This is a genomic window from Intrasporangium oryzae NRRL B-24470, from assembly GCF_000576595.1.
GTDB lineage: Bacteria > Actinomycetota > Actinomycetes > Actinomycetales > Dermatophilaceae > Intrasporangium_C > Intrasporangium_C oryzae.
Genome location: NZ_AWSA01000055.1, coordinates 1 through 25,788, shown reverse-complemented (window position 1 = coordinate 25,788; position 25,788 = coordinate 1). Strand labels below are relative to the sequence as shown.

Genomic DNA, 25,788 nt, shown 5'->3' with positions numbered 1-25,788 from the left:
CCTGAGAACAAACATCATAATGTCGATTACCGGCGAATTACCTTGCAGCACAAGGGAATTCGCAACTCCCTCTGAGCGGTCTCAGCGGGCTCGGCGACCGAGCCCAGCGGCATACGCGTCGAGGGCGGCGAGGACGCTCGGCGCACGGTAGACGCGGTTGCGCCGATGACCCGTCGACTCGAGGAGCACGCCGTCGTCGACGAGGCGCGCCAGCGCCGACTGTGCCGTGGGGGCCGAGACGCCCAGCTCGGCACCGACCACGCGTGCCGTGACGACGGGCTGGCGGAGCAGCAGGTCGAGGAGGGGCCAGGCCGCGGCGCCCGCACGGGCGGTCACCTGCTCGTCCCACCCCGAGCGGATCCCACGCAGCTCCCCCACGAGCCGCTCGCCGATGTGGGTGCCGCTCCGGGCGGCCTCCGCGACGCAGCGCAGGATCGGCTCCGCGTCGCCGCCCCGATACGCGGTCAGGGCCGCGAAGTAGTCCTCGCGGATCGCGAGCAGGCCCGCGGAGATCGGCACCGTCACCCGGCGGATCGCGCCGGTGTGCAGGAGCACCGAGTGGAGCAGAGCCCGCCCCGTGCGGCCGTTGCCGTCGGTGAACGGGTGGATCGTCTCGAACTGGGCGTGCGCCAGGGCCGCGTGCGCGAGCGGGGGCAGGTCGTCCCGGTCCATGAAGGCGACGAGATCGGCCATCAGGGCGGGGACCTCCGACGCCACGGGTGGGACGTACTCCGCGTCGCCCGGGTGGAGCGTCGAACCGCCGAGCCAGACCTGCTCCGTGCGCCACTCCCCTGCGGCGTGCAGGCTCTGGTGGGCCATCAGGGCGCGGTGCATGGCAAGGACGGCCCGCTCGTCGAGGCGCCCCGCGAGGTCGAGCGCGGCCTGCATCGTCCGCACGTTGCCGAGGATGACGGCCGCGTTGGCGCGGTTGCCCTCGCCGATCTCCGCCTCCGCCAGGGCCCGCGCCGACGACGTGAGGTTCTCGATCTGGGAGCTCGCCGCACTCTCGGAGCGGAGCAGCACCGAGGCGAAGGGCGCGATCTCCCCCGCTCCCCCGGCGTCGAAGGCAGCGAGGAGTCGGGTCGCCTCGTCGAGGTCGGCCGCGAGGTCACCGCCGAGGAGCAGCCCCGCCCCCGCGATGGCTGGAACGACGGCGGCGCGGTACGTCGCCGGGACGAGCCGGCTCGCCCGACGCGAGTGGGCGACGAGACCGTCGGGCGACGGAGACCACGGAACGACCTCGTGGGTCAGTGCGGGCCACGCGGCAACCATGACTGAGTCACCTCCTTGATAAAGGTTAGCGGATAACCTTTATCAAGGGGGACTCAGTCAGGCCTGTCCGTCGACGACCCACCAGGCGGCATACGGGCTGAGCATGGCCACCCCGTCGTCCCCGCCGTAGATCGCGTGGTCACCGAGGGCGTTGACCGGCTCCGCGATGCCTGCGTCGCGGAAGTGGTGCATGGCCACCGGTCGCCACGACCCCGTCACGTTGTAGACACAGACCATGGGCCCGCTCGGGTGCGCGCGCACGACGGCGAGGATTCCCTCGTCAGTGTCGTGCACGACCCGCGTCTCTCCCGCCGCGTGCAGCTGGGGCAGGGAGGCGCGGACCCGCGCCAGGTGGGCGATCCCCTGGAAGACACGGCCAGCATGGGTGGTCAGGTCGGTCCGGTCTGCCGCCACGGCCCAGTCGATGCGTGGGCGGTGGGCCCAGCGGTTGTCGTCCTCGTGGCCGGGCTCGGCCGCCCAGTGGGGGTCGTTGGGCATCCCCAGCTCGTCCCCGCTCCAGATCACCGGGATCCCGCCCCAGCCGGCCACGATGGCGTGAGCGAGGTGGAGCCGGGCGAGGGCCCGACCAGCAGCCTCACCGCTCGCGCCGTCGAGTCCGACGAGCGATGCCGCCGTCCCGCTGATGCGCTTGTCACCGGTGGCGGGGTTGTACTGGAAGACGAGTCCGTCGGCCCACGACCCCGGGAAGTCACCGGCATACCAGTCGGACAGGAACCGTCGGTGGGCGAAGCCCTCGAGGCCGACCGCCCGCGCGTCGCCGTCGTCGATCGCCCAGCCGATGTCGTCGTGGCAGCGGATGTAGCAGATCCACGTCCCCGTCGGCGGCGTCGCGGGGAGCGCCGAGAGGGCCTGCCGCGCGAGGACCACGTTGCCCGTCGCGAGCATCGACCAGACCTGGACCATGAGGCTGTTGTGGTAGGCGAGGTCACTGACGCGGCCGGCATGCCTGCCCTGGCCGAGGTACTGGACCAGGTCGCGCGGGCCGACGATCGCCTCGGCCTTGAAGGCCGTCGCCGGACACGCGATCCGGGCCACGGTGCGCAGCGCCTGCGTCAGCGCGTGGACCTCGGGCTGGTTCTGGCAGTTGGTCCCCATCCGCTTCCACGTGAACGCGATCGCGTCGAGGCGCAGCACCTCCACGCCGAGGTTCGCGAGGTAGAGGACGATGTCGGCGTACTCGACGAGCACCTCGGGATTGGTCCAGTTGACGTCCCACTGCCACTCGTTGAACGTCGTCCACACCCATGAGCCCAGGTCGGAGTCCCAGGTGAAGTTGCCCGGAGCGAAGTCCGGGAAGACCTCGGGCAGGGTGCTCTCGTAGGCGTCCGGGACGGTGCGGTCCGGGAAGACGTAGAAGTAGTCGCGGTAGTGCGCCTCCCCCGCCCGGGCATGCCGTGCCCACTCGTGCTCGCGCGCCACGTGGTTGAGCACGAGGTCGAGCACGACGGAGATCCCCTCCTTGCGCATCGACCGGGTCAGGGCGCGAAGGTCCTCGACGTCCCCGAGGTCGGGCCGCACGGTGCGGTAGTCCTGGACGGCATAACCTCCGTCGTTGTCGCCGTCGCGCGGCCTGAGCAACGGCATGAGGTGGAGGTAGGTGACGCCGAGCTCCTTGAGGTAGTCGACGCGGGCCGGGAGCTCACTCAGGCTGCCGGCAAACCGCTCGGTGTAGCAGGCATAACCGACCATGCCGGGCTGTTGGAGCCAGTCGGGCTGGAGCAGCCTCTGCTGGTCGAGGCGCCGCAGGTCGTGGTCACGCTCACGGAATCCGGCCACGGCGTGCTCGACGAGACGCAGGGCCAGCGGCTCGGCGGGGCTGTCGGGATAGAGCACGGACAGCGCTGCGACCAGATCGGGCCACCATCGCTCGATGCGCAGCTCGAGCGTCTCGCGTTCGTCGGCGGTCAGGTCGGTCAGCAGTGCCCCCGTCGACTGCTGTGTCGTGCCCGGTGCGGAGCCCATGCCCAGATTCAAGCGCACCAACGGTGTCCGGCGCGACGGCTCGCCATCACTCGAACGGGCTCGGGTCTCCGGCCCCGACGCGTGCCACGATCGGGTAGCCGTCGGAGTAGTCGACGACGGTCGTCGGCTCGAGGCCGCACTCCCCCGAGTCGATGACGGCGTCGACGACGTGGTCGAGGCGGTCCTTGACCTCCCACCCGTCCGTCATCGGGTGTTCCTCCCCCGGCATGAGCAACGTGCTCGAGAGGATGGGCTCGCCCATGGCCTTGAGCAGCTCGCGCACGACGGGGTGCTCGGGGATGCGGACGCCGACGGTCCTCTTCTTCGGGTGGAGCAGGCGGCGCGGAACCTCTTTCGTGGCCGGCAGGATGAAGGTGTACGGGCCGGGGGTGGCCGCCTTGATCGCCCGGAACACCGCGTTGTCGAGCTGGACGAACTGCCCGAGCTGCGCGAAGTCGGAGCAGACGAGCGTGAAGTGGTGCTTCTCGTCGAGGTGTCGGATGCGCAGGATCCGCTCCTTGCCTTCCGGGTTGTCGAGGGAGCACCCGAGAGCGAAGCCCGAGTCGGTGGGATACGCGATGAGCCCCCCGTCCCGGAGGATCTGGACCACTTGTCCGATCGCGCGGGGCTGGGGGTCGACCGGGTGGACATCGAAGTACCTCGCCATAGGCTCACCCTGCCATGGCGGGAGCGGCCGTGGCGCGGACTCACGCTCGCTCGGGGTCGGTAGAGTCCGCGGCCGGCACGCCTGCCATGCTGGTGGCATGAGCGAGGAGCCCCGGCCCGTCGAGGTCGTCGACAACCCGTCCCGTGGCCGCTACGAGCTGCGCGACGGAGGCCGCATGGTCGGTCACGCGCGGTACGTCGTGGTGGCGCCGGAGCAGGATGGAACCGAGCGGGTCGTCTTCTTCCACACCGAGGTCGACGCCGACCGCGAGGGGCAAGGTCTGGCAGCCCGACTCGCCGCGTTCGCGCTCGACGCGACGATCGCACGGCAACGCACCATCGTGCCCGTCTGCCCCTACATCGCCGCCTACGTCAAGCGCCATCGCGAGCCTTATGCCGCCCACGTGGCCGCTCCCACCCCCGCGGACCTCGCCGCGGTCCGCACCGCGGCGCAGCTCGGCTGATCGAGCGCCGCCACACTCAGAGCGCGAGGTCGCGCCTCGCGGCCCAGTTGTCGCAGGCCTGGCTGGGCCTCGTCTGCTCGCCGCCACAGAGGGACGGAACGGCCAGCGCATCTGTCGACGTGAGGAGGTCCGTCTCGCCCGGTCCGCTTCTCCGGGCGGCGGGGCTAGGCCACCACACGACATCGACGACCGAGCAGTCACAGGCGGCGCCTCTCGACCGCAGGCGGTCGACGAGAGAGACCGCGCGCCGCGCCCGGGACGCGCGGTAGTGGTCGGTCCACACGAACGTCCCGACGCAGGGCTGGCCCGCAAGCATGCGGTGCAGGAAACAGGCCAGGCACTCGCCGGGACGTGGCGACGCGCCCGTCACCGGGTCGAGCGGCGCCCTCGTGATGATGTGGATGACGTTGGAGGAGCGGTCGGGCGAGCGCTCTGGCGTGCAGTCGGGCATGGGATCTCCTTTCCCCGCCCAGTCAAAGTCGCCCTGGTTCGTCACGGGACCGCCCCCGGCCCGCGCTGTGGAGGACGTCGGGCCCGCCGAGGGGATGTGGACGGGTGACTGCGGTCCTGGAGATGGGGATCAGGCCGGTGCCGAGCCGCGCCTACGGATGACGACGAGCCGACCGAGCACGCCAATGCCGAGCACGCAGGCCCCGGCGGTGAGAGAGGTGACAGGAACGGCGAGCGCGAGGATGACGCAGCCGACCAGCCCCACAACCTGCAGCGACGGCGGGTAGCGTCGGTGCGCGGAGTCCTGGGTCAAGGCCGAGGCGTTCGCGATCGCGTAGTAGGTGAGCACCCCGAAGGACGAGAACCCGATGGTTCCCCTGAGGTCGCCGAGGACGACGAGCGCGCACACGACGACCGCGATCACCACCTCGGCGACGTGCGGCACGGCATACCGCGGGTGGATCGCAGCAAGGCGTTGCGGGAGGTCGCCCTCTCTCGCCATCGCGAGCGCCGTCCGGGCGACACCGGCGACGAGGGCGAGCAGCGCACCGAGCGTGGCCGCCGTGGCGGCGAGCACGATCACGGGCTGGAGCCAGTCCGGCGCCCCGGAGGCTCGTGCGGCATCGCGCAGGGGTGCGGTGCTGGATGCGAGTCCGTGCGCTCCGAGCGCACCGAGCAGGACGACTCCGGTGACGGCATAGAGCGGGACGACCACGGCGAAGGCGACGAGGATGGCGCGAGGGATGGTCCGCCTGGGCTCGATGACCTCCTCCCCCATCGTCGCGATCCGGGCGTATCCCGCGAAGGCGAAGAAGAGCAGCGCGGCGGCCTGGAGCACGCCGAGCGGTCCGGGTCGGCCGGTCGGCCCGAGCGACCACGAAGCACCGCTCTGGCTGGTCGCGACCGCGATGGCCGTCAGGGTCACGGCGAGACCGATGAGGACGAGCGTGACGATGGCCCGGGCAAGGCCCGCCGTCCTGATCACGCCCCGGTAGTTCACGGCCGCGAGGACGATGACCGCACTCACCGCCACGGGCTTCTGCCAACCCGGCGGCACGGCATACGCCGCGAAGGCCAGGGCCATCGCCGCGCAGCTCGCCGTCTTGCCGATGACGAACCCCCACCCGGCGACGAAGCCCCACCACGGGCCGAGGCGTTCGCGCCCGTAGACGTACGTGCCGCCGGACGTCGGGTACTGGGCCGCCAGTTGCGCCGACGAGGTCGCGTTGCTCAAGGCCACGACGGCAGCAAGGAGGAGCCCGAGGAGTAGCCACGCCCCGGCCGCGCGGGCGGCCGGGGCGAAGGCGGTGAAGATGCCGGCGCCGACCATCGAGGCGACGCCGATGTGGACGGCATCGGCCAGGCCCAGGTGGCGCTCGAGCGCACGGTGCTGCGACACGCGCAGCAGTCTGTCAGGTGCGCAACGTCCCATGCGTACCGAACCGAGACCGTCGTGGGGCACCCCCTGTTCGCCGAACCGCCACTCGGTCGGCGGTACCGGCCGACAGGTCTCAGCCGTGCAGCTCGCCGAGGAGCGCCGCGAACGGCGTGACGTCCTCGAAGGGGTCGGACCGCTCGGGCGCTGCGTTGCCGAGGAGCAGCCGCGCCAGCGCCGTCCCGGCGCGCTCGATCCGGGCGCCCAGGGAGCCGGCGTCGACGGAGCCCCAGTCCTCGGACGCGGCGAAGACGGCCACCGGAGCGACGAGCGCGCCGAGATGGGCGAAGAGCGGGCGCAGGGCGTGGTCGATGGCGAGCGAGTGCCGGGCCGTGCCGCCCGTGGCCCCGAGGAGCACCGGGGTGTCCCGGAGGGAGTCCTTGGGCAGCACGTCGACCAGCATCTTGAACAGGCCGCTGTAGGAGGCGGCGTAGACGGGCGTCGCGACGATGACCGCGTCGGCCTCGGCGATCGCGTCGAGGCGGACCTGCAGCTCCGGAGAGGCGAAGCCGGTGAGGACGTGGTTGGTCAGGTCGTGCGCGACGTCGCGGACCTCGACCACCTCGACGACGACCTCGCGGGGCGCGAGGGCTGCGACGGTCGCCTCCGTGAGGCGGTCGGCGAGCAGGCGCGTCGACGACGGCTGCGTGAGACCGGCCGTGATGACGGCGAGACGAAGGGCGCTCATCGGGCCACCGCCGGCTCCGACGGCGTCGCGTCCGGCGAGGCGCCGGTCACGTCATCCGTCGCGTGCACCGTCGCGTCGTGGGCGCCACCGGCCCTCCCCACGAGGCTCGCGTGCGTCGGCGCGTCGGGCACGTGAGCCGGCTTGAGCGCCGCGAACTCCTTGCGCAGCACGGGGACGACCTCCTCGCCGAGGATGTCGAGCTGCTCGAGCACGGTCTTCAGTGGCAGGCCGGCGTGGTCCATGAGCCAGAGCTGGCGCTGGTAGTCACCGGCGTACTCGCGGAACCCGAGGGTGCGCTCGATGACCTCCTGCGGGCTGCCGACGGTGAGCGGGGTCTGCCGCGTGAACTCCTCGAGCGAGGGGCCGTGGCCGTAGACGGGCGCGTTGTCGAAGTAGGGCCGGAACTCACGGACGGCGTCCTGGGAGTTCTTGCGCATGAACACCTGTCCGCCGAGGCCGACGATGGCCTGGTCGGCGCTGCCGTGGCCGTAGTGCTCGAACCGACGACGGTAGAGCTGGACCATCTGCCGGGTGTGACTCGCGGGCCAGAAGATGTGGTTCGAGAAGAACCCGTCCCCATAGTAGGCCGCCTGCTCGGCGATCTCGGGGCTGCGGATCGAGCCGTGCCAGACGAACGGCGGGACGCCGTCGAGCGGGCGCGGGGTCGACGTGAAGCCCTGGAGCGGTGTGCGGTACTTGCCCTGCCAGTCGACGACGTCCTCGCGCCACAGCCGGTGGAGCAGTGCGTAGTTCTCGATCGCGAGCGGGATGCCGTCGCGGATGTCCTTGCCGAACCACGGGTAGACGGGGCCTGTGTTGCCGCGGCCCATCATGAGGTCCATGCGCCCGGCCGAGAGGTGCTGGAGGGTGGCGTAGTCCTCGGCGATGCGGACCGGGTCCGTCGTCGTGATGAGGGTCGTCGAGGTCGACAGGATGATCCGCTCGGTCTGCGCGGCGATGTAGGCGAGCGTCGTCGTGGGGGCCGACGGGACGAAGGGAGGGTTGTGGTGCTGTCCGGTCGCGAAGACGTCGAGCCCGACCTCCTCGGCCTTCTTGGCGATCGCGATGGTCGCGGTGATCCGCTCGTGCTCGGTCGGCGTCCGGCCCGTCGTGGGGTCGGTGGTGACGTCGCCGACGGTGAAGATCCCGAACTGCATGTGTCCCAGCTCCCTAATTAATTGACGATTCAATCGTGCTCAACGCGCAGGAGCGCTCCTCCATTCCCATCCGACCCCCGCCCAGGGCACGTATGCCGCTGGGCCGACCCCGCGGCATACGTGACCGGCCGCGCATGGCAGGGTGGAGCGATGGAGCTCGCACATCGTCTCGCCGCCGCCGTGTGGCTCAGGAGTGGCGACCGGCTCCAGAGGTGGGTGCTTCGCTGGCGCAACGACACGTTCCTCGTCGGGGTCACCGGTGTGGTGCGCGACCCCGAGGGGCGCGTCCTCGTCCTGCGGCACCGCTACTGGAACGGCAACCCGTACGGCCTGCCGTCGGGGCACGTCCACCGGGGCGAGTCGTGGGAGGCCGCCCTCGTGCGCGAGGTCCGCGAGGAGACCGGACTCGACGTGGGGCGACCGAGGGTCATCGGGGCCGAGCCGGGCCCCGCAGGGCGCGTAGAGGTCCTCGCCGCGGGCACGGTCGAGGGAGGGTCCGTGCCCCGGGCCGATGGCACCGAGGTGACCGAGGCGCGGTTCGTCAGTGTCGAGGAGGCATCGACCCTGCTGAGACGCGCGCACCGAGAGATGGTCGCCCGCGCTGTGACATCCTGACGCGGTGACCGCCGAGATCTCGCCCAAGGACCGTTTCATCACGGTCTACGGGCGCAACCCCGTCCACGAGGTGCTCCTCGACCCCGACCTGCACGTCGACAAGGTCGTCATCGCCGACGGGACCCGCGGGTCGGGGATCAGGGAGATCCAGCAGGCCGCACACCGGCGCGGCGTCGAGGTCAAGTACGCCAGCGCCGAGCGGGTCAAGAAGCTCGCGGGCAACGGTCGCCAGGACCAGGGCGTCTTCGCCGACGTCGTGGCGCCTCGCATGCGTCCACTCGACGTCGCGCTCGCCACCGGGCAGCTGCGGACCGTGCTCGTCCTCGACGGCATCACGACTCCTGCCAACGTCGGCATGATCCTGCGCTCGGCGACGGCCGCAGGGATCGACGGCATCGTCGTGCCTCGCCGCGGCGTCGCCTCGATCGACCCGCTCGTCGTCAAGGCATCCGCCGGAGTCGCGTTCCGCGCCCCGATCCTCAAGGCCTTCACTGCTGCCGAGGCCGTTCACGACCTGAAGCAGCGCGGGTTCCACATCGTCGGCCTCGATGCTGGCGGCGACGACGACCTGTTCAGCGCCCACCTGCCCGAGCCCATCGCCTTCGTCCTCGGCAGCGAGACCGCGGGCCACGGCCCGGAGGTCGCCGAGCTCGTCGACACGTGGGTCTCGATCCCGATGGCCGGCGGGGTCGAGTCGCTCAACGTCTCCGCGGCCAGTGCGGTGGTCTGCTTCGAGCTCGTCCGTCGCGCTCGGTCCTGATCTGCCCAGGCGCGGCCCCCGGGTCGCGCCGACCGGTCAATCGGGCGCCTCAGGTGACGGTCCCGGAGCCCACCTCGACGACCGCACCACCGACCTCGACCGACCCGTCCTCCCGGACGGCGAGCTCGAGCCGGGAGGGGCGCCCGACCGCCGTGCCCTGCGAGACCAGCACCTCGGTCCCGGCCGCACCGTCGGCCCGCAGCCAGCCACCGAGGTTCGCGCACGCCGACCCCGTCGCCGGGTCCTCGAGGACCGCGCCGTCCTGCGTGTAGAAGAGTCGGGCCTCGATCGTCTCCGGGCCGGTCCAGGCCCAGGCATACGCGTGAGGCGGTCGACCCGGGGCGGTCATGTGGCGGGCCATCGCCAGGGCGTCGGGACGGCAGGAGCGAACCGCGTCGACGGACTCGAGGCGGACGACGACCTGCTCGACCCCGGCGTCGACCCAGCGCGCTCCGGCCGGGGCGACGAGCGTCGCGTCGAGTCCCAGTGCAGCCGCGAGCTCGGCACGGGTCGACTCCACCGGGCGACTCACGGGCTCTGGTACGGACAGGCGCCACCCGTTCTCGGTGCGCGTGACCGGGATCCGGCCCGCCGGCATGCTCAGGTGGACCGTGCTGCGATCCCCGGCGAGCTCTGCGACGACGTGAGCCGTGCCCAGGGTCGGGTGCCCCGCGAAGGGCATCTCGTGGGCGGGCGTGAAGATCCTGATGTCCGCCTCTGCCGTCGCGGCGTCGAGACGGGTGACGAAGCTCGACTCGCTGAGGTTGAACTGCCGGCTCCAGGCCTGCATGTCGCGGTCGGAGAGTCCCCGCGCGTCCTCGAAGACGCAGAGCGGGTTGCCCGAGAAGGGATCCCCCTCGATGGCGAACACGTTGAGCAGGCGGAATAGACGATCCATGCCCCGAGTCTGCCGTGGCCCGGTCGCCGGGCGCTCCCGCGCCGCTAGATTGTCGGCATGGCGACGCCCGACGGAGTCTTTCCCGGCAACATCTACCTCTTCAGGCACGGCGAGACCGAGTGGTCCCTCAGCGGGCAGCACACCGGGACCACCGACCTCCCCCTCCTCCCCCAGGGCGAGGCAGCCGCGCGGGAGCTGGCCGACGTCCTGCGCGGCCACACGTTCGAGCGCGTCCTCGTCTCACCGCTGCAGCGTGCGAGGCGCACCGCGGAGCTCGCCGGCCTGCACGACTTCGAGGTCGAGCCGCTCCTCAAGGAGTGGGACTACGGCGCCTACGAGGGGATCACGACCAAGGAGATCAGTGAGCGGCTCGGCCGCCCGTGGGAGGTCTTCGTCGACGGGGTCGAGCCCGGTGTCACCCCCGGCGAGACCGTCGAGCAGGTCTCGGAGCGTGCTCAGGAGGTCATCGACAAGGTGTGGCCCGACCTCGAGCACGGCGACGTCGCCCTCTTCGGCCACGGGCACGCCCTGCGGATCCTCGCAGCGACCTACCTGCGTGCCGACCCGCGCTTTGCCGCCCAGCTCGTCATGGACGCCGGGTCGATGAGCGTCCTCACGCACCATCGATCGACGCGGTGCATCGGCGCCTTCAACATCTCTCCCTGGCGGATCCTTCGCGACGCCGCCACAGCGTGACGGGACGTATGCCGCTCACCGCGGTGGGCGGCATACGTCCTGGTTGCGCGGAGGTCGGCTGCGGCGGGACTCAGGCGGCCGGGAGCTCCCACGTGTGGACCGGCTCGTTGGCCTGCATTCCCGCGATGTAGCGGGCGAGCATCTCCCGCAGTGCCGCGTCGCGCGACAGCCCGCGGGACTCGAGCCGCGCGACGCACTCGGTCTGCCAGGAGGCGCCGTTGACGCCGAGGAGACAGCGCTGCTCGATGATCGTGAGGAACCGGTCGCGCACCGCGGCTGAGACACCCCACCGCTCGAGGCCGTCGTGGGCCATCGGCAGGAGCCGGCGCAGGATCAGCTCGGTCGCCGGGACCTCCCCGAGCCCCGGCCAGTAGTTGCGGGCGTCGATCCCGAGCCGGGCCCCCTCCTCGAAGTTCGCTTCCGCGGCGGAGAAGCTCATCCGCGTCCAGACCGGCCGGTCCTCCTCCGCGAGGACGCGGAGGGTGCCGTAGTAGAAGGCGGCGTTGGCCAGGACGTCGGCGATGCTCGGGCCGGCGGGCAGGACGCGGTTCTCGACGCGCAGGTGGGGGCGGCCCTCGACGATGTCGTAGATCGGCCGGTTCCACCGGTAGACCGTGCCGTTGTGCAGGCGCAGCTCCCGCAGCTGGGGCACCTCCCCCCGCTCGAAGACCTCCTCCGGCTCCTCCTCGGACAGCTCGGGCAGCAGGGCCGGGTAGTAGCGGACGTTCTCCTCGAAGAGGTCGAAGATCGAGGTGATCCAGCGTTCACCGAACCAGACCCTCGGGCGGACGCCCTGGTTCTTCAGCTCGACGCTGCGGGTGTCGGTGGCCTGCATGAAGAGCGGGACCCGTGTCTCCGCCCAGAGGCGCTGCCCGAGGAAGAACGGCGAGTTGGCGCCGAGGGCCAGCTGGGGGCCGGCGAGCACCTGGGCGGCGTTCCAGTGGTCGGCGAAGCGCTCCGGCTGGACCTGGAGGTGGAGCTGGATGGAGGTGCAGGCCGACTCGGGCGCCAGGCTGTCGGAGTACCGGGCGATCCGCTCGCCGGTGGGACCCTCGAGCTCGAGCCACACGTCCTCGCCGCGCGCGTCGAGCACGGCGTTGTTGAGCGCGGTGTAGCGGATGTTCTCGCTGATCCAGTCGCCCTCGAAGTGCTCGGGCATGACGGTCGGCAGGATCCCGATCGCGACGATGCCGGTGTGCAGCTCGGCGGCCTTGGCCGAGGCGCGGTTGAGCGACTCACGCAGGTCCTGCTCGAGCTCGAGGGCCGCATCACCCGGCAGCGGGCGTGGGTGGACGTTGAGCTCGATGTTGTACCGGGCGAGCTCGGTCTGGTACGCGTCGTCGGCGATCTGCTCGAGGACCGTCTTGTTGTCCAGCTTGGGACCGAGGTCCTCGGAGACGAGGTTGAGCTCGATCTCGAGCCCGGTCATCGGCCGGTCGAACTCGAACTGGCTGTGCCCCAGCATCCGCTCGAACACGTCGAGGTCGCGTCTGACCTTCTCGCGATACTGCTGGCGCTGCTCGCGTGTGTACCTGGCCTGCTCGACGTCGGCTCCCACGTGCCGAGACAACCACACTCGCGGTCTCGGCGCGTGGGAATGAGCCCGGTGTGTCAGCCCTCGAACGCCTCCGGCGGCGGGCACGAGCAGACGAGGTGGCGGTCGCCGTACGCGCCGTCGATGCGGCTCACCGGCGGCCAGTACTTGTCGCCCGGCGTCACGCCGACCGGGAACGCCGCGGCCGTGCGGTCGTAGGGGTGGTCCCAGTCGCCCGCGATGTTGAGTGCGGTGTGCGGGGCGTGGCGCAGCATGCTGTCGGCGACGGCGATCTCACCACGCCGGACCTGCTCGATCTCCTCCCGGATGGCGATCATCGCGTCACAGAACCGGTCGAGCTCGTAAAGGTTCTCCGACTCGGTCGGCTCGACCATGAGTGTCCCCGCGACGGGGAAGGACATCGTCGGAGCGTGGAAGCCGTAGTCGATGAGGCGCTTGGCCACATCGTCGACGGTGACCCCCGTCTCGGCCGTGATCCCCCGGAGGTCGAGAATGCACTCGTGCGCGACGAGGCCGTCGTGACCCGAGTAGAGGACCGGGTAGTGCTCGCGCAGGCGCGCCGCGATGTAGTTGGCACCGAGCACGGCCATCTGCGTCGCGTGGCGCAGGCCCTCGCCGCCCATGAGGCGCACGTAGGCCCACGAGATCGGCAGGATGCTCGCCGAGCCGTAGGGCGCGGCCGACACCGGTCCGACGCCGCTCTCGGGACCGGCCTCGGGGGCGAGCGGGTGGTTGGGCAGGTGCGGGGCGAGGTGCGCCCGGACCGCGACCGGACCGACGCCCGGGCCGCCACCGCCGTGCGGGATGCAGAACGTCTTGTGGAGGTTGAGGTGCGACACGTCCGCGCCGAACTTGCCCGGCTGGGCCAGACCGACGAGGGCGTTGAGATTGGCGCCGTCGACGTAGACCTGGCCGCCGGCGTCGTGGACGAGCTCGCACAGCTCGGAGATCGTGTCCTCGTAGACGCCGTGGGTCGACGGGTAGGTCACCATGATGGCGGCGAGGTTGTCGCGGTTGGCGTCGACCTTGGCGCGCAGGTCGTCCATGTCGACCGTGCCGTCCTCGGCGGTCTTGACGACGACGACCTTGAGGCCGGCCATGACGGCCGAAGCCGCGTTGGTGCCGTGGGCGCTCGCGGGGATGAGGCAGACGCGCCGGTGACCCTCGCCCCGCGCCTCGTGATAGGCGTGGATGGCGAGCAGGCCGGCGAACTCACCCTGCGACCCGGCGTTGGGCTGGAGCGACACCGCGTCGTAGCCGGTGATCTCGCACAGCCACCCGGCGAGGTCGTCGATGAGGGCGCGGATGCCCTCCGTCTGCTCGGCCGGGGCGAAGGGGTGCAGGCCGGCGAACTCGGGCCACGTCACCGCCTCCATCTCGGTCGTCGCGTTGAGCTTCATCGTGCACGACCCGAGCGGGATCATGCCGCGGTCGAGGGCGAAGTCGCGGTCGGCGAGCTTGCGCAGGTAGCGCAGCATCGCCGTCTCGGAGTGGTGCGCGTGGAAGACGGGGTGCGTCAGGAAGTCGGAGCTGCGCTCGAGACCCTGCGGTATGCCGCTCGCACCCTCGGCCGGAAGCGTGGCCGACACGCCGAAACCGTCGAGGACGGTCTCGAGGGTCGCGGTCGTCGTGGTCTCGTCGAGGCTGAGCGAGACGTGGTCGCCGTCGACGAGGCGCAGGTTGAGCCCCCGAGCGGCGAAGCCGGCGACGACCGCCTCCGCGCGACCCGGGACGGCGACCGTCAGGGTGTCGAAGAACGCCTCGGTCTCGACGGCGAGACCGCCCGCGACGAGCGCCTCGCGCAACGCGGCCGTCTGGGCGTTGACCCGCCGGGCGATGGCGGTCAGGCCACGCGGACCGTGCCACACGGCATACATGCTCGCCATGACGGCGAGGAGCACCTGAGCGGTGCAGATGTTGGACGTCGCCTTCTCGCGCCGGATGTGCTGCTCGCGCGTCTGCAGCGCGAGCCGGTAGGCCTGGTGGCCCTCGGCGTCGATGGAGACGCCGACGAGGCGGCCCGGCATCGAGCGCTCGAGGCCCTTGTGGACCGACATGTACCCGGCGTGCGGGCCGCCGAAGCCCATGGGGACACCGAAGCGCTGCGCGCTGCCGACGGCGATGTCGGCGCCCCACTCCGCGGGCGCCGTCAGGAGGGTGAGGGCGAGCAGGTCGGCGCACGCGGTGACGAGCGCCCCCGCCGCGTGGGCGGCCGTCGCGAGCGGCGCCCAGTCGGCGACGTGCCCGGAGGCGTCGGGGTACTGGACGATGACGCCGACGACCGGCTTGCCACCGGCTGCGGCGGCGAGTCCCTCGGCGGTCGTGACCCCGCGCAGGTCGGTGACGACGAGGGGCAGCTCGATGGCGGCCGCACGGGTCCGCATGACCGCGATCGTCTGCGGGAAGACCTGGCTGTCGACGAGGACGACACCGTCGGCCGCCGCCTTGCTCGAGCGACGCATCAGCGACATCGCCTCCGCCGCCGCCGTCGACTCGTCGAGGAGCGAGGACCCGGCGACGTCGAGACCCGTGAGGTCGGTGACGACGGTCTGGAAGTTGAGCAGGGCCTCGAGACGGCCCTGGGAGATCTCCGGCTGGTACGGGGTGTAGGCGGTGTACCAGGCGGGGTTCTCGAGGACGTTGCGGCGCACGACCGGCGGGGTCACGGTGCCGTAGTAGCCGAGGCCGATGAGCGAGGTCAGGACCCCGTTGCGGTCCGCGAGCGCACGCAGCTCCTCGATCACCGCGGACTCGCTCGCCGCCGCCTCGATGGCAAGGGGAGCCTCGGAACGGATGACGCCGGGAATGGCGCGGTCCGACATGGCGTCGAGGCTCGGCTGGCCGACGACGGCGAGCATGTGCTCGAGATCCCCTGCCTCGGGGCCCACGTGGCGGCCCACGAAGTCGGAGAAGCCGGTGGCTCGGGCTGCTGTGGTCTGGTCGATCGACATCGGGGCTCCTGACGGGTTGAGCGGACGACTCACGCTCCCCGTCTGTCGCATCCCACCCCTACAGCGCGGGACCCTCCAGAGTCGCCTCACCCGCGTGGTCCTGGCGCCTGAGAGGTTCCGGGGATGTTGCCCCTTCGGCGCCTCGCAGGTGGTGGCCCACCCCGAGGACTCTCCCACGCAGGGTCGTTCGGCAACCCAAATCTACCAGCCGTACGGATCCCCGCTGACGCTGCGGCGCGACCGTGGCAGCCGCTTCGGGCGTCACGACACGACACCGCGGGCAGTCGGCTCGCGCGCGTGCGTTGGGGGCGTCGGGTCAGGCGAGGTTTCGGGCCTGGCGACGGGCGGTGAGCTCGTCTCCCGGGTGCGCGGCGAGAGGCTCGTCCTCGGCGCGCTCGCTCGGGAGCTGCGCGAGCTCCCCCTCGACCTCGCGCCACACGCGACCGACGGCGATTCCGAAGACGCCTTGGCCGCCCTGGACGAGGTCGATGACCTCGTCGGCCGACGTGCACTCGTAGACGGACGCGCCATCGCTCATGAGGGTGATCTGGGCGAGGTCCTCGACCCCGCGCTCGCGCAGGTGGCTGATGGCGACGCGGATCTGCTGGAGCGAGACGCCCGTGTCGAGCAGCCGCTTGACGACCTTGAGCACGAGGATGTCGCGGAAGCCGTAGAGGCGCTGCGTCCCCGAGCCGGTGGCGCTGCGGACGGAGGGCTCGACGAGGCCGGTGCGGGCCCAGTAGTCGAGCTGGCGGTAGGTGATGCCGGCCGCCTTGCAGGCCGTGGGCCCGCGATAGCCGATGTCCTCGGCGAGCGTCGGGAGGTCATCGGTGAACAGCAGGCCCTGCGCGCCCAGGGGGACGGGCGGTCCGGGGTCCGGCGTGTCCTCGATGGCTGTCATGCCGGCCTCCTCCTTCGACGATGCGCCTCGCGCAGACGACTACATCGTGATAACTACACTCACGTCGTTCATATCGACGGTAGAGCGCCGGATCGACACCGTCAACGACCTGTGCACAGTGAGCTGTGTGTGTCGTGTACCTGTCGGCTCAACGTTCAATGTCAAGTTGAGACTTAAGGTTGTCCGCCGCGCTCACTCGGGGTTGCCCGGATGCTCGAAGTCCTCCGCAGACACCTGGTCGAGAAACTCCTTGAAGCGCTCCACCTCGTCGTCCTCCTCCGATGAGACGACGATCGCGGCCTCGTCGAGGATCGAGGACTCGACGAGCACCTTGGCCCCGGTGCGCAGGGCGAGCGCGATGGCGTCCGAGGCTCGCGAGCTGATCTCGACCCGTCCGTCGATGATGAGCGCCGCGTGGAACACCGAGTCGCGCAGGGCGACGATGCGCACCTCCGTCAGCTCGTGGCCGAGCGCCACGAGGATGTCACGCATGAGGTCGTGCGTCAGCGGCCTGGGCGGGACGACGCCCTGCTGGGCGTAGGTGATCGCGGCTGCCTCGGCCGCCCCGATCCAGATCGGCAGGTAGCGTCCCCCGTCGCGCTCCCGCAGGAGCACGATCGGCTGGTTCGTGGGCATCTCGACCCGGACACCGAGGACGTCGACCTCTCTCACTCCCCCACCGTACCTCGGGGATCTCCTACGGGCACGACCTCATCGGGCGAGCCCGGCTCGAACCAGCGCGACGTGGAGGGCGATGCACGCGGAGAGGACCTCGGCGGCCCGTTCGTCACGGCTGCCGTCCCCCCGGCGGGTGGCGAGAAGCTGCTCGACGAGGCCGATCTCACGGTCGGCAGCGGTCCGGAAGGGACGCAGGTGACGCGGCTCGAGGCCGTGCTCCGCGAGCGCCACCGCCGCAGCGGCCACGGCGAGCGACTCCTCGCCGTAGTGGCCGTCGGGCCGTGGCTGGATCAGGCCGAACCCCTCGAGGGCATGGAAGGTCGAACGGTCGAGGCCGGTCGCCTCCCGGAGCTCCGGTCCGGTGAGGGCGATGTCCCTCCGGCGGGTGAGCTCGGCCGCGGAGGGTACGTGGGGGTCGACCGAGGGGGCGGGCGGCTTCGGCTGACCCCCCTCTGCCCCCGCATCGTCCAGCCCGCGGTCGAGGGCGTCGAGGGCCTCGCGGATCACCTTGAGGGGCCAGTAGCGATCGCGCTGCGCCGCGAGGATGTAGCGCAGCCTCGCGACGTCCGCCGCGCTGTAGGTGCGGTAGCCGGACGGTGTCCGTTCCGGGGTGACGAGGCCCTCCGCCTCAAGGAAGCGGATCTTCGAGGCGGAGACGTCCGGGAACTCCTCGCCGAGCAGGCCGAGGACCTTCCCGATCGTCAGCCGCTCGCCGTTCGGGAGTGGCGACCCAGTCGGGACGCTTCCCGGCGGCACCGCGCGCCCGGCCGAGGTGTCTGCCGCCATGGACGCGGAGGTCAGGCGGCGTAGTAGACGAGCCGGAACTTCCCGATCTGCACCTCGTCACCCGTGTGGAGGGCGATCTCGTCGATCCGCTCGCGGTTGACGTAGGTCCCGTTGAGCGAGCCGAAGTCGCGCACGACGTAGCCGTCCGGCGTCGCCGCGAAGAGCGCGTGCTTGCGCGACACGGTCACGTCGTCGAGGAAGATGTCGGAGTCGGGGTGGCGGCCGGCCGAGACCTCGGTGTCGTCGAGGAGGAACCGCGCGCCGGTGTTGGGTCCCCGGAGCACGATCAACAGGGCCGTGCCGGGTCGCAGCGCCTCGATCGTGGCCTGGTCCTCGGGGCTCAGGCCACGGGTGTCCGGCGCCTCGGCGTGCTCGGGCTCCTGCGCCGGAACACCCTGGAACCGCATCGTGCGCGGTTCGACAGTGAAGTCGTCGGGGCCGGGCTGGTCGCTCGACATGCGGTCCTCCTCGTCGCGTGTGGGCCGCTTGGCTGCCCCACCACTGTAGTTCACAGGTCTCGCCCCGAATCGGGGCGTCTCGGCCGGCCGGCCGAGGTCAGCTGAGTCCGGCCTTGTAGGCCTCGGCGTCGAGGAGCCCGTCGAGTGCCGAGGTGTCGGCGAGCCGGACCTCGAACATCCAGCCCTCGCCGTAGGGGTCGGTGTTGATGAGCTCGGGGGACGCGTCAAGGGCCGCGTTGGTCGCGGTGACCTCTCCGGCGAGGGGGGCGTAGACGTCGCTGACCGACTTCGTCGACTCGACCTCACCGCAGGCGTCGCCCGGGGCCACGGTGTCGCCCACCGCAGGCAGCGAGACGTAGACGACGTCGCCGAGCGCGTCCTGCGCGAAGGCGGTGATGCCGATGCGGACGACGTCGCCCTCACCGACACGGACCCATTCGTGGTCGCTCGTGTAACGCAGGTCTGCGGGGTAGTCGAGGTCGCTCATGTTGCTCCTGGAAGTCGGCTCCGCGCCTGGCGTGGAGATCGTGCTCGGGTGGTTCATCGGCCGACGGGTGGCAAGGGAGAGGATGCCATGCCGTACCGACACGTGTGGGTGGAGTGAACCACATTCTGGTGGCGGGTCACTCCGGGTGGGGCCTTTCAGGTCGGTCGTCCCCCGTAGGTCGCCTCCGGGGGCCGCGTCTGGGTCACGGGGAAGGCGTTGCGTTGGTCGGCTCCGGCGCCGAGTGCAGCGACCTGATCTCGGTCGACCCGAGCTCGGTGACGGTCGCTCTCGCGCCCTTCTGCCGAACCGTCTCGACGATGCCCCCGGGGATCGTCATCGCCGACGAGAGGGTCTTGGGGTCACCGATGGCCTTGATCATGAGCGGTCTGGAGATCTCGGTCCCGTCGATGATGATCGTGCCGTCGCTGTCGCCGACGAACGACGACCCGACCACGCGGACGCCGCCGACGTCGATGGCCTCTGCCCCGGCATCGCGAAGCTCCTGGATGAGGTCGAGGACGAGCGGCCCGGTGACCTTCTTGGCGGGGTCGCTGATGGTCAGCGCGATACCCGGCCCCTGGGCCCCGACGGTCCCCGCGAGGATGCCGAGCGTGTCGACGCGCTTCTGGGCCTGCGCGAGGGCCTCGGCGGTCGAGCCGGTGCCGTTCTTGAGCCGGTCGCGGGTCGCCTCGAGCTCGCGGATCTGGTCGTCGAGACGTGACGACCGGAGCGAGATGTCGTCGAGGACGCGCACCAGGTCGCTCTGGCTCAGCTCGCTCAGGCCGCGCTGGTTGGTCAGCTGGACCTGGGTGCCGATGCCGATGCCGAGCGCGACCGCCAGGAGGGCACCGAGCAGGTTGGCCTTGGTGGAGCGCGGCTTGCCCATGAGGAGCAGCCGGCGCCACGCCGCCCGGCCTTCCACAGGTCCGCGCTCGGCATCCGCCTCGTCGTGCCCTTCTGCCGGCTCCGGCGCGACCCCTCCCGACGTTGCGTCGTATGCCGCTGTGCCGGCCTCGTCGGCCGCGCTCGGCGCGGTGGTCGGCTCGGTGGTCGGCTCGGCCTCCGCCGGTGTGATCTCTTTCTCGGTGTCGTGCGCCACGGTGTCGTGCGCCCCGGTGTCCTGTGCTTCGGAGTCCTGTGTTTCGACCGTGGGTGTCACGGCGGCACTCGGGACCCCGGGCTCAGACTCTTCGAGGGTCACCGGCTCGGCCACGTGCGAGACCGCCGGCTCTGACTGCGGCACGGGAGCCTCGACCGGCGCGACCGGCTCGGGCTCTTCCGCTGCGGGCGCGACCGGCTCGGACACTTCCGCGTTCGCGACCGGCTCGGGCCCTTCCGCTGCGGGCGCGACCGGCTCAGGGTCCTCCTCCGGCGACCCCGACTCGGGCTCCTCCGGGAGCCCCGGCAGCGGCTCGTCCGAGCCAACGGTTTCGAGCTGCTGCGCGCCGGGCTCGGACGGCAGCGGACGGTCCTCGTCGGCATCCGGCTCCCGCTCGTCAGCGCCCTGGCCCGGGTCGACCTCTGCCGGCTCGACGGCTGCCGGCTCAGCGGCTGCGGCGATGCTCGAGCCCGGCTCGAGAGCGCTGTCGGGCGCCACCACCGGAGGCGCCGGAGCGGCCGCCGCGTTCTTCTTCCGCTTCCTGGCCATGGCTCAGGCCCTGAAGAGGTGACGTCGGATGGAGGCGACGTTGGAGAAGATTCGGACCCCGAGGACGACCACGACGCCGGTCGAGAGCTGTGCGCCCACACCCAGCTGGTCACCGAGGAAGACGATGAACGCGGCCACGAGCACGTTGGACAGGAACGACACGACGAAGACCTTGTCGTTGAAGATCCCGTCGAGGACGGCCCGGACCGCGCCGAAGACGGCATCGAGCGCCGCGATGACCGCGATGGGGAGATACGGCTGGAGCCATACCGGGACGGACGGATCGAGGAGCAGGCCGACCATGAGCCCGACCAACAGGCCGATGGCTGGAATCACGTGGAGCTTCCCTTCTGGGCGCGCCGAGGGCACACACGGACCTCGAGGAGCGAGAGCTGGCGGTTCATCACGGGCTGTTCACCGACCCGCGGGGCAGATCGGTCGATAAGTCTGCAGGGGCCGGGCTGGGTGTTGGGGTCGATCGGTCCGACGTGGAGGGCCTGGACGTGGGCGAGCCTACGTCGCTGCCGAGGGGCCGCGCGACCTCCAGCCGCACCGCGGAGTCTCCGGGCACGGTGAGGTGGTCCGACGCAGCGAGGGAGGAGCGGATGCCGAACTGCTGGTTGAGCTGCGAGAGGTAGACCCCGGCGAAGGACGGCTCGAAGAGCTTCTGCATGCGGTCGGGGTCGCCGATCGTCGTGATCACATAGGGACGCGCGAGGGGCCGGAAGTCGACGATGATCGCTTGACCGGCGAAGCGAATGGCGGCGGTCGAGGTGAGGCGGTGTCCGTTGATCGAGATCGCCTCGGCGCCGGCGCCCCAGAGACCGTTGACGACGATCTGGAGGTCTGCCGCGCTCACCTGTCCCGAGTCGAAGCCGGTGGTCGGACGCGAGCCCGCGTCGGCGTTCGGGTCACCCGGGGCGTCGTCGACCGTCAGGGTGAGGCCGGGACCGGTCACGGGAACCGCACCGGCCCGGACCTCGAGCTTCTTGAGCGTGTCGCTGAGGTCCGCGCCACCTGACTGCCGGAGGGCGAGCGCTTCGTAGTCCTGGACCTGCCTGCCGAGCGCGGCGATCTTGGCCTCCTGGGCCGTTCCCTCCGCCTGCAGCGACTCGATGCGGCGGACGAGCTCTGCCTTGGCCGCCGCCGCAGCCGTCGGCTTCGGCCGAAGGGCCTGGGCCGCCGTGGCGAAGAGGAACCCGGTGAGGATGGCGAGCACGACGACGATGACCGTCCGCGTCGAGGTCGCAGCCGGGAGCCCCGCCGCGGTGCGGCGGTCGGCGGCCTCCTGGTAGCCGGGGTCGAGGGGGCGCTCGAGCATCGAGGTGAGCAGCGTCATCGAGGCGTCCGGCCGCCGCTCGGGGTTGCTCGAACCGGTCGGGTTCACGGGGGTCGTCATGACGTGGCCACCTGCCCGGCCCGCGACAGGACGGAACGGGCCTGGACGGCATACAACACCGCGGCGAGCCAGTAGAGGACGATGCCCCACCAGGCGAAGGCCCAGCCCACGGGCTGGGCCACGGCGCCGAGCCAGTCGGAGCGGTCGGCGAGCAGGAGCAGGGGGAAGGCGTAGAGCAGGTTGAACGTGGCGGCCTTGCCGACGAAGTGCACCGGCAGCCCGACCTGGCCGCGCCGGCGCAGCACGAGGAGCATGATCGTCATCACGATCTCGCGGGTCACGAGGACGACGACCAGCCAGACCGGGATGATGTCACGCCAGGTCAGGCCGATCAGGGTCGTCAGGATGTAGAGGCGGTCGGCGACGGGGTCGAGCAGCTGCCCGAGCCGGGACTCCATGTTGAACTTGCGGGCGATCTTGCCGTCCGCGTAGTCGGTCACTCCGGACAGCATGAGCACCACGAGCGCGAGTCCGTCACGCTCGGTGACGATGGCCCAGAGGAAGACGGGGACGCCGACGAGGCGGAGCATCGACAGCACGTTGGGGAGGGTGAGGAACCGCTGCGACACCACGTGCGTGCGCTCCTCCGCTCGGCTCTCCCCGTTCACGGGACAGAGCCTAACGCCCGGGGCAGCCCAGACCGCACCGCGCTCCGGCGTCCCGTTCCGCGCGAGGTTCCGCACCGGGGCTGACACTGGGGCTGGCACCGGGTGCCGCAGCGTCCACAGCCCCGTTCGACGCCGGATCAGGCGCCGGGCCCCTCTGGCACACTCTCCCCCATGGCAGGCGGACACGCGCACACCCACGGGCCTCCCGCACGTGACCCGCACACCGGCGAGGACCTGGTCCGGGTGAGCGCATTGGCCCGGAACGCGCTGACCGCCTTCCTCGTGCTCGCCGCGGCCGCCACCGTCTTCGGGCTCGTGCGCTACTGGCCAGGCGATGCCAAGACGAGCCAGAAGGTCGCAGCCTCCGACTTCGCCGCGCCCGGCGTGACCTTTCCCGTGGCCACCGTGAGGTCGGTCCTGCCGCTCTGCCCCGCGGACGCCGGCGGAACGCCGACGGGCGAGGGTGACGGCCAGGGCAGTGGGCAGCAGGGCGGATCGGTCACCTGTGGCGCCCTGACCGTGGCCCTCGAGGAGGCGCCGGACAGGTCCGTCCCGGTGTCCGTCCCGCCCGCCATCTCGACCTCCGGGCTGCAACCCGGTGACCGGGTCCAGCTCCTACGGATCCCGGCGAAGGACGGCAACCCCGAGTCGTACTCGTTCCTCCAGGTCCAGCGGGGCGCTCCCCTCGTCCTCATGTTCGGCCTCTTCGTGGTCGTCGTGGCGTTCGTCGCACGGCTCAAGGGCCTTCTCGCGCTCGTCGGCCTCGGCTTCGGCGGCGTCATTGTCGTGTCCTTCATGCTTCCCGCCCTGCTCGCCGGGACGCCGGGGCTCGTCGTGGCGCTGATCGGCTCCTCGGCGATCATGTTCGTGGTGCTCTACCTCGCCCACGGGCTCTCGATCCGGACGAGCACGGCCCTCGCCGGCACCCTCTTCGGCGTCGGGATCACCGCAGTCCTCGGGCTCGTCGCCGTCGACGCGGCCCGGCTGAGCGGGGTCGCGAACGACGAGGCCGCGACCCTCGCGTCGTTCGTCCAGACCCTGAGCCCGCGAGAGCTGCTGACGTGCGCGATCATCGTCGCCGGCCTCGGTGTCCTCAACGATGTGACGATCACCCAGTCGTCGGCGGTCTGGGAGCTGCGCGCGGCGGCCCCCTCGATGGGCCGTGTCGAGCTCTTCCGTTCCGGGATGCGCATCGGGCGCGACCACATCGCGTCGACGATCTACACGATCGTCTTCGCGTATGCCGGCGCTGCGCTGCCCGTACTGCTCCTGCTCTTCATCTACGAGCGCCCCGTCCTCGACCTGCTCCAGACGGAGTCCCTGGCGGAGGAGATCGTCCGCACGCTCGCCAGCGCGATCGGCCTCGTCCTCGCCGTGCCGGTGACCACGGCGATCGCCGCACTGACCGTGGGCGGGGACCAGCCGTCCAGGGACGTAGTGCCCGCCCGCATCGAGCCACTCCCCCGGCCGGGCCACGCGGACACGGCCGCGGCGTGGGGACCGCCCCTGACGCGCGCGGACGCGCGTGCCAGGGCGCGCTCTCGCTGAGCTGCCGTATGCCGCCGGGCCGGCGCTCGGTGCGGCCGGCCGCGGGCGGCGCTCGCCTTTCAGTGGTGGAAGGTGCTCGGCTGCTCCTCGCGCGGCATCGGACCGGAGAGGTCGTCGAGCCAGTCGACCGCCGTCCGGAGGTCCCGCAGGAACAGCTCGGCCATGTCGTGGCTGAACCCGTTGCGCACGACGACCCGCAGGACCGCGAGGTCCTCGCGCTTCGGGGGCATCGTGTAGGCAGGCACGAGCCACCCGTGCTCGCGCAGCTTGCGTGACACGTCATAGACGTCGTACTTCGTCACGGCCTCGCTGACGGAGAAGGTGACCACCGGCAGCTCCCTGCCGTCCGAGACGACGTCGAACTCGGGCATCGCCTCGAGCGTCCGGGAGATGTGCACGGCGACGTCCTGGCAGGCCTGCTGGACCGCCCGGAACCCCTCCTTGCCCAGTCGCAGGAACTGGTAGTACTGCAGCACGACCTGGGCCCCTGGGCGGGAGAAGTTCAACGCGAAGGTCGGCATGTCGCCGCCCAGGTAGTTCACGTGGAACACGAGGTCCTCGGGCAGGTGCTCGGCATCCCGCCACAGGACCCAGCCCACTCCGGGGTAGACGAGGCCGAACTTGTGCCCGGACGACTGGATGGAGACGACGCGTGGGAGGCGGAAGTCCCAGACCAGGTCCGGCTGCACGAACGGGGCGATGAAGCCCCCAGAGGCGGCGTCGACGTGGACGGGCACGTGGACGCCGCTCGACGCCTCGTACTCGTCGAGCGTGGCGCAGATCTCCTGGACCGGCTCGTAGCTGCCGTCCATCGTCGAGCCCAGCACGGCCACGACCCCGATCGTGTTCTCGTCGACGTGGTCGAGCAGCCGGTCCGGGGTCAGGTGGAACACGTCCCCCTCGAGGGGGACGTAGCGGGGCTCGACCTCCCAGTAGTTGGCGAACTTCTCCCACACCACCTGGACGTTGCCCCCCATGACGATGTTCGGCCGGTCCGCGGGCTTCTTCGCGGCGCGCCGAGCCTGCTGCCACCTGCGCTTGAGGGCGAGCCCCGCGAGCATGCAGCCCTCGGAGCTGCCCGTCGTCGATGTCCCCACGCTCGCCTCCGAGGACGGCGCGTTCCAGAGGTCAGCGAGCATCCGCACGCAACGGGACTCGATCTCGGCCGTCTGCGGGTACTCGTCCTTGTCGATCATGTTCTTGTCGACCGTGGCCGCGTAGAGACGGTCCGCCTCGTCGTCCATCCACGTCGTGACGAACGTCGCGAGGTTGAAGCGGGCGTTCCCGTCCAGCATCACCTCGTCCATGACGATCTGGTATGCCGTCTGCGGCAGCATCTCGTGGTCGGGAAGGCGGTCCTTCGGGACGTGGAGCATTCCTGCCCGTGTGAACCGTGGGACGACGCTCAGGTCCTCCGCCTCTCGTGAACGTGCTTCATGGACAGCCATGCGAACCCCTCCGTCTGATCGGTCGTCCGTCACATGGAACGCCCGGACCCCGCGGACGGTCGTCATCCCGCATGGGTGATTCCCTGGGTGCAGACGGCCCACACGCAACACCCGTCCCCCGGCCGACGACCCCCGACACGACAAAGGGCCGGACCTACTTGCGTAGATCCGGCCCAGTCCGATGTCTCGAGACATCACACGGTCGGGCTGACAGTGTCTGATTCCACGACATAGTTG

25 protein-coding genes and 1 riboswitch are annotated in these 25,788 nt (G+C 71.0%); of the genes, 5 read left to right on the top strand and 20 right to left on the bottom strand.

What is annotated here, in order from left to right:
* Window positions 1-81 precede the first annotated feature (81 nt).
* The 3 genes from N865_RS18480 to N865_RS18470 are packed head-to-tail and all read right to left on the bottom strand — an operon-like array spanning window position 82 to window position 3,922.
* On the bottom strand, window positions 82-1,272 hold the full coding sequence (locus tag N865_RS18480) for a Fic family protein (protein WP_034809193.1): 1,191 nt from the start codon (window positions 1,270-1,272) through the stop codon (window positions 82-84).
* A 57-nt stretch (window positions 1,273-1,329) separates the two neighbouring features.
* On the bottom strand, window positions 1,330-3,255 hold the full coding sequence (locus N865_RS18475) for an alpha-amylase family protein (RefSeq protein ID WP_051511015.1): 1,926 nt from the start codon (window positions 3,253-3,255) through the stop codon (window positions 1,330-1,332).
* A gap of 46 nt (window positions 3,256-3,301) precedes the next feature.
* The gene (locus N865_RS18470; protein ID WP_034809190.1) at window positions 3,302-3,922 is read right to left on the bottom strand and encodes an L-threonylcarbamoyladenylate synthase; all 621 of its coding nucleotides are present in this window, start codon (window positions 3,920-3,922) and stop codon (window positions 3,302-3,304) included.
* Window positions 3,923-4,019: 97 nt separating this feature from the next.
* Here N865_RS18470 and N865_RS18465 point away from each other — a divergent pair, with 97 nt between their 5' ends.
* On the top strand, window positions 4,020-4,385 hold the full coding sequence (locus tag N865_RS18465; protein WP_034809187.1) for a GNAT family N-acetyltransferase: 366 nt from the start codon (window positions 4,020-4,022) through the stop codon (window positions 4,383-4,385).
* 16 nt (window positions 4,386-4,401) lie between these two features.
* Here the strand turns inward: N865_RS18465 and N865_RS18460 are convergent, their stop codons facing one another.
* The 4 genes from N865_RS18460 to N865_RS18445 form a co-directional block, all read right to left on the bottom strand.
* Entirely contained in the window at window positions 4,402-4,836 is a 435-nt protein-coding gene (locus N865_RS18460) for a DUF2695 domain-containing protein (RefSeq protein WP_034809185.1), read from the bottom strand.
* 129 nt (window positions 4,837-4,965) lie between these two features.
* Window positions 4,966-6,234 (bottom strand): APC family permease, encoded by a 1,269-nt coding sequence (locus N865_RS18455; RefSeq protein WP_034809176.1) that lies wholly within the window; start codon window positions 6,232-6,234, stop codon window positions 4,966-4,968.
* A gap of 112 nt (window positions 6,235-6,346) precedes the next feature.
* Window positions 6,347-6,958 (bottom strand): CE1759 family FMN reductase, encoded by a 612-nt coding sequence (locus tag N865_RS18450; protein ID WP_034809174.1) that lies wholly within the window; start codon window positions 6,956-6,958, stop codon window positions 6,347-6,349.
* The gene (locus N865_RS18445) at window positions 6,955-8,115 is read right to left on the bottom strand and encodes an LLM class flavin-dependent oxidoreductase (protein WP_034809172.1); all 1,161 of its coding nucleotides are present in this window, start codon (window positions 8,113-8,115) and stop codon (window positions 6,955-6,957) included. Before N865_RS18445 ends, N865_RS18450 begins: the two co-directional genes overlap by 4 nt.
* 150 nt (window positions 8,116-8,265) lie before the next feature.
* Between N865_RS18445 and N865_RS18440 the strand changes: the two genes are divergently transcribed.
* Both N865_RS18440 and N865_RS18435 read left to right on the top strand, forming a co-directional pair.
* Complete coding sequence (locus N865_RS18440; protein ID WP_084328371.1) at window positions 8,266-8,730, top strand: NUDIX domain-containing protein; 465 nt, start codon at window positions 8,266-8,268, stop codon at window positions 8,728-8,730.
* Window positions 8,731-8,734: 4 nt separating this feature from the next.
* Window positions 8,735-9,490 (top strand): TrmH family RNA methyltransferase, encoded by a 756-nt coding sequence (locus N865_RS18435; protein ID WP_034809170.1) that lies wholly within the window; start codon window positions 8,735-8,737, stop codon window positions 9,488-9,490.
* A gap of 49 nt (window positions 9,491-9,539) precedes the next feature.
* Here the strand turns inward: N865_RS18435 and N865_RS18430 are convergent, their stop codons facing one another.
* Window positions 9,540-10,388, bottom strand: coding sequence for a PhzF family phenazine biosynthesis protein (locus N865_RS18430; RefSeq protein WP_034809168.1), 849 nt, complete (start codon window positions 10,386-10,388; stop codon window positions 9,540-9,542).
* 57 nt (window positions 10,389-10,445) lie between these two features.
* Between N865_RS18430 and N865_RS18425 the strand changes: the two genes are divergently transcribed.
* Window positions 10,446-11,084 carry a histidine phosphatase family protein gene (locus N865_RS18425; RefSeq protein ID WP_034809166.1) on the top strand — a complete coding sequence of 213 codons (639 nt, stop codon included), beginning with the start codon at window positions 10,446-10,448 and terminating at the stop codon, window positions 11,082-11,084.
* Window positions 11,085-11,154: 70 nt separating this feature from the next.
* Here the strand turns inward: N865_RS18425 and N865_RS18420 are convergent, their stop codons facing one another.
* The 11 genes from N865_RS18420 to N865_RS18370 all read right to left on the bottom strand — a co-directional run bounded on the left by N865_RS18420 (window position 11,155) and on the right by N865_RS18370 (window position 22,555).
* The gene (locus N865_RS18420; protein ID WP_034809164.1) at window positions 11,155-12,642 is read right to left on the bottom strand and encodes a hypothetical protein; all 1,488 of its coding nucleotides are present in this window, start codon (window positions 12,640-12,642) and stop codon (window positions 11,155-11,157) included.
* A gap of 53 nt (window positions 12,643-12,695) precedes the next feature.
* Entirely contained in the window at window positions 12,696-15,590 is a 2,895-nt protein-coding gene (gene gcvP, locus N865_RS18415) for an aminomethyl-transferring glycine dehydrogenase (protein WP_034809162.1), read from the bottom strand.
* Window positions 15,591-15,675: 85 nt separating this feature from the next.
* A riboswitch (glycine riboswitch) is annotated at window positions 15,676-15,776 on the bottom strand.
* Window positions 15,777-15,906: 130 nt separating this feature from the next.
* Window positions 15,907-16,491: a MerR family transcriptional regulator gene (locus N865_RS18410; RefSeq protein WP_034809160.1), complete on the bottom strand. Its 585-nt coding sequence runs from the start codon at window positions 16,489-16,491 to the stop codon at window positions 15,907-15,909.
* Between the two features lie 192 nt (window positions 16,492-16,683).
* Window positions 16,684-17,163 (bottom strand): bifunctional nuclease family protein, encoded by a 480-nt coding sequence (locus N865_RS18405; protein ID WP_034809158.1) that lies wholly within the window; start codon window positions 17,161-17,163, stop codon window positions 16,684-16,686.
* 39 nt (window positions 17,164-17,202) lie between these two features.
* Window positions 17,203-17,955, bottom strand: a complete 753-nt coding sequence (gene ftsR / locus N865_RS18400) for a transcriptional regulator FtsR (protein ID WP_084328370.1) — start codon at window positions 17,953-17,955, stop codon at window positions 17,203-17,205.
* Window positions 17,956-17,966: 11 nt separating this feature from the next.
* Window positions 17,967-18,413, bottom strand: coding sequence for an FHA domain-containing protein (locus N865_RS18395; RefSeq protein WP_034809156.1), 447 nt, complete (start codon window positions 18,411-18,413; stop codon window positions 17,967-17,969).
* Between the two features lie 97 nt (window positions 18,414-18,510).
* Window positions 18,511-18,900 (bottom strand): glycine cleavage system protein GcvH, encoded by a 390-nt coding sequence (gene gcvH, locus N865_RS18390; protein ID WP_034809154.1) that lies wholly within the window; start codon window positions 18,898-18,900, stop codon window positions 18,511-18,513.
* A gap of 202 nt (window positions 18,901-19,102) precedes the next feature.
* Window positions 19,103-20,548 carry a DUF881 domain-containing protein gene (locus N865_RS23615; protein ID WP_084328369.1) on the bottom strand — a complete coding sequence of 482 codons (1,446 nt, stop codon included), beginning with the start codon at window positions 20,546-20,548 and terminating at the stop codon, window positions 19,103-19,105.
* Window positions 20,549-20,551: 3 nt separating this feature from the next.
* A complete protein-coding gene (locus N865_RS18380; RefSeq protein ID WP_034809152.1) occupies window positions 20,552-20,884 on the bottom strand; it encodes a small basic family protein in 333 nt (110 codons plus the stop codon).
* A gap of 67 nt (window positions 20,885-20,951) precedes the next feature.
* Window positions 20,952-21,947 carry a DUF881 domain-containing protein gene (locus N865_RS18375; protein ID WP_245603839.1) on the bottom strand — a complete coding sequence of 332 codons (996 nt, stop codon included), beginning with the start codon at window positions 21,945-21,947 and terminating at the stop codon, window positions 20,952-20,954.
* A complete protein-coding gene (locus N865_RS18370) occupies window positions 21,944-22,555 on the bottom strand; it encodes a CDP-alcohol phosphatidyltransferase family protein (RefSeq protein ID WP_034809150.1) in 612 nt (203 codons plus the stop codon). The genes N865_RS18375 and N865_RS18370 overlap by 4 nt, the downstream gene beginning before the upstream one ends.
* Before the next feature lie 171 nt (window positions 22,556-22,726).
* Here N865_RS18370 and N865_RS18365 point away from each other — a divergent pair, with 171 nt between their 5' ends.
* Window positions 22,727-24,103, top strand: a complete 1,377-nt coding sequence (locus N865_RS18365) for a YibE/F family protein (protein WP_051511013.1) — start codon at window positions 22,727-22,729, stop codon at window positions 24,101-24,103.
* 59 nt (window positions 24,104-24,162) lie between these two features.
* Here N865_RS18365 and N865_RS18360 read toward each other — a convergent pair whose 3' ends face one another.
* Window positions 24,163-25,479 carry a glutamate decarboxylase gene (locus tag N865_RS18360; RefSeq protein ID WP_245603838.1) on the bottom strand — a complete coding sequence of 439 codons (1,317 nt, stop codon included), beginning with the start codon at window positions 25,477-25,479 and terminating at the stop codon, window positions 24,163-24,165.
* Between the last annotated feature and the right edge of the window lie 309 nt (window positions 25,480-25,788).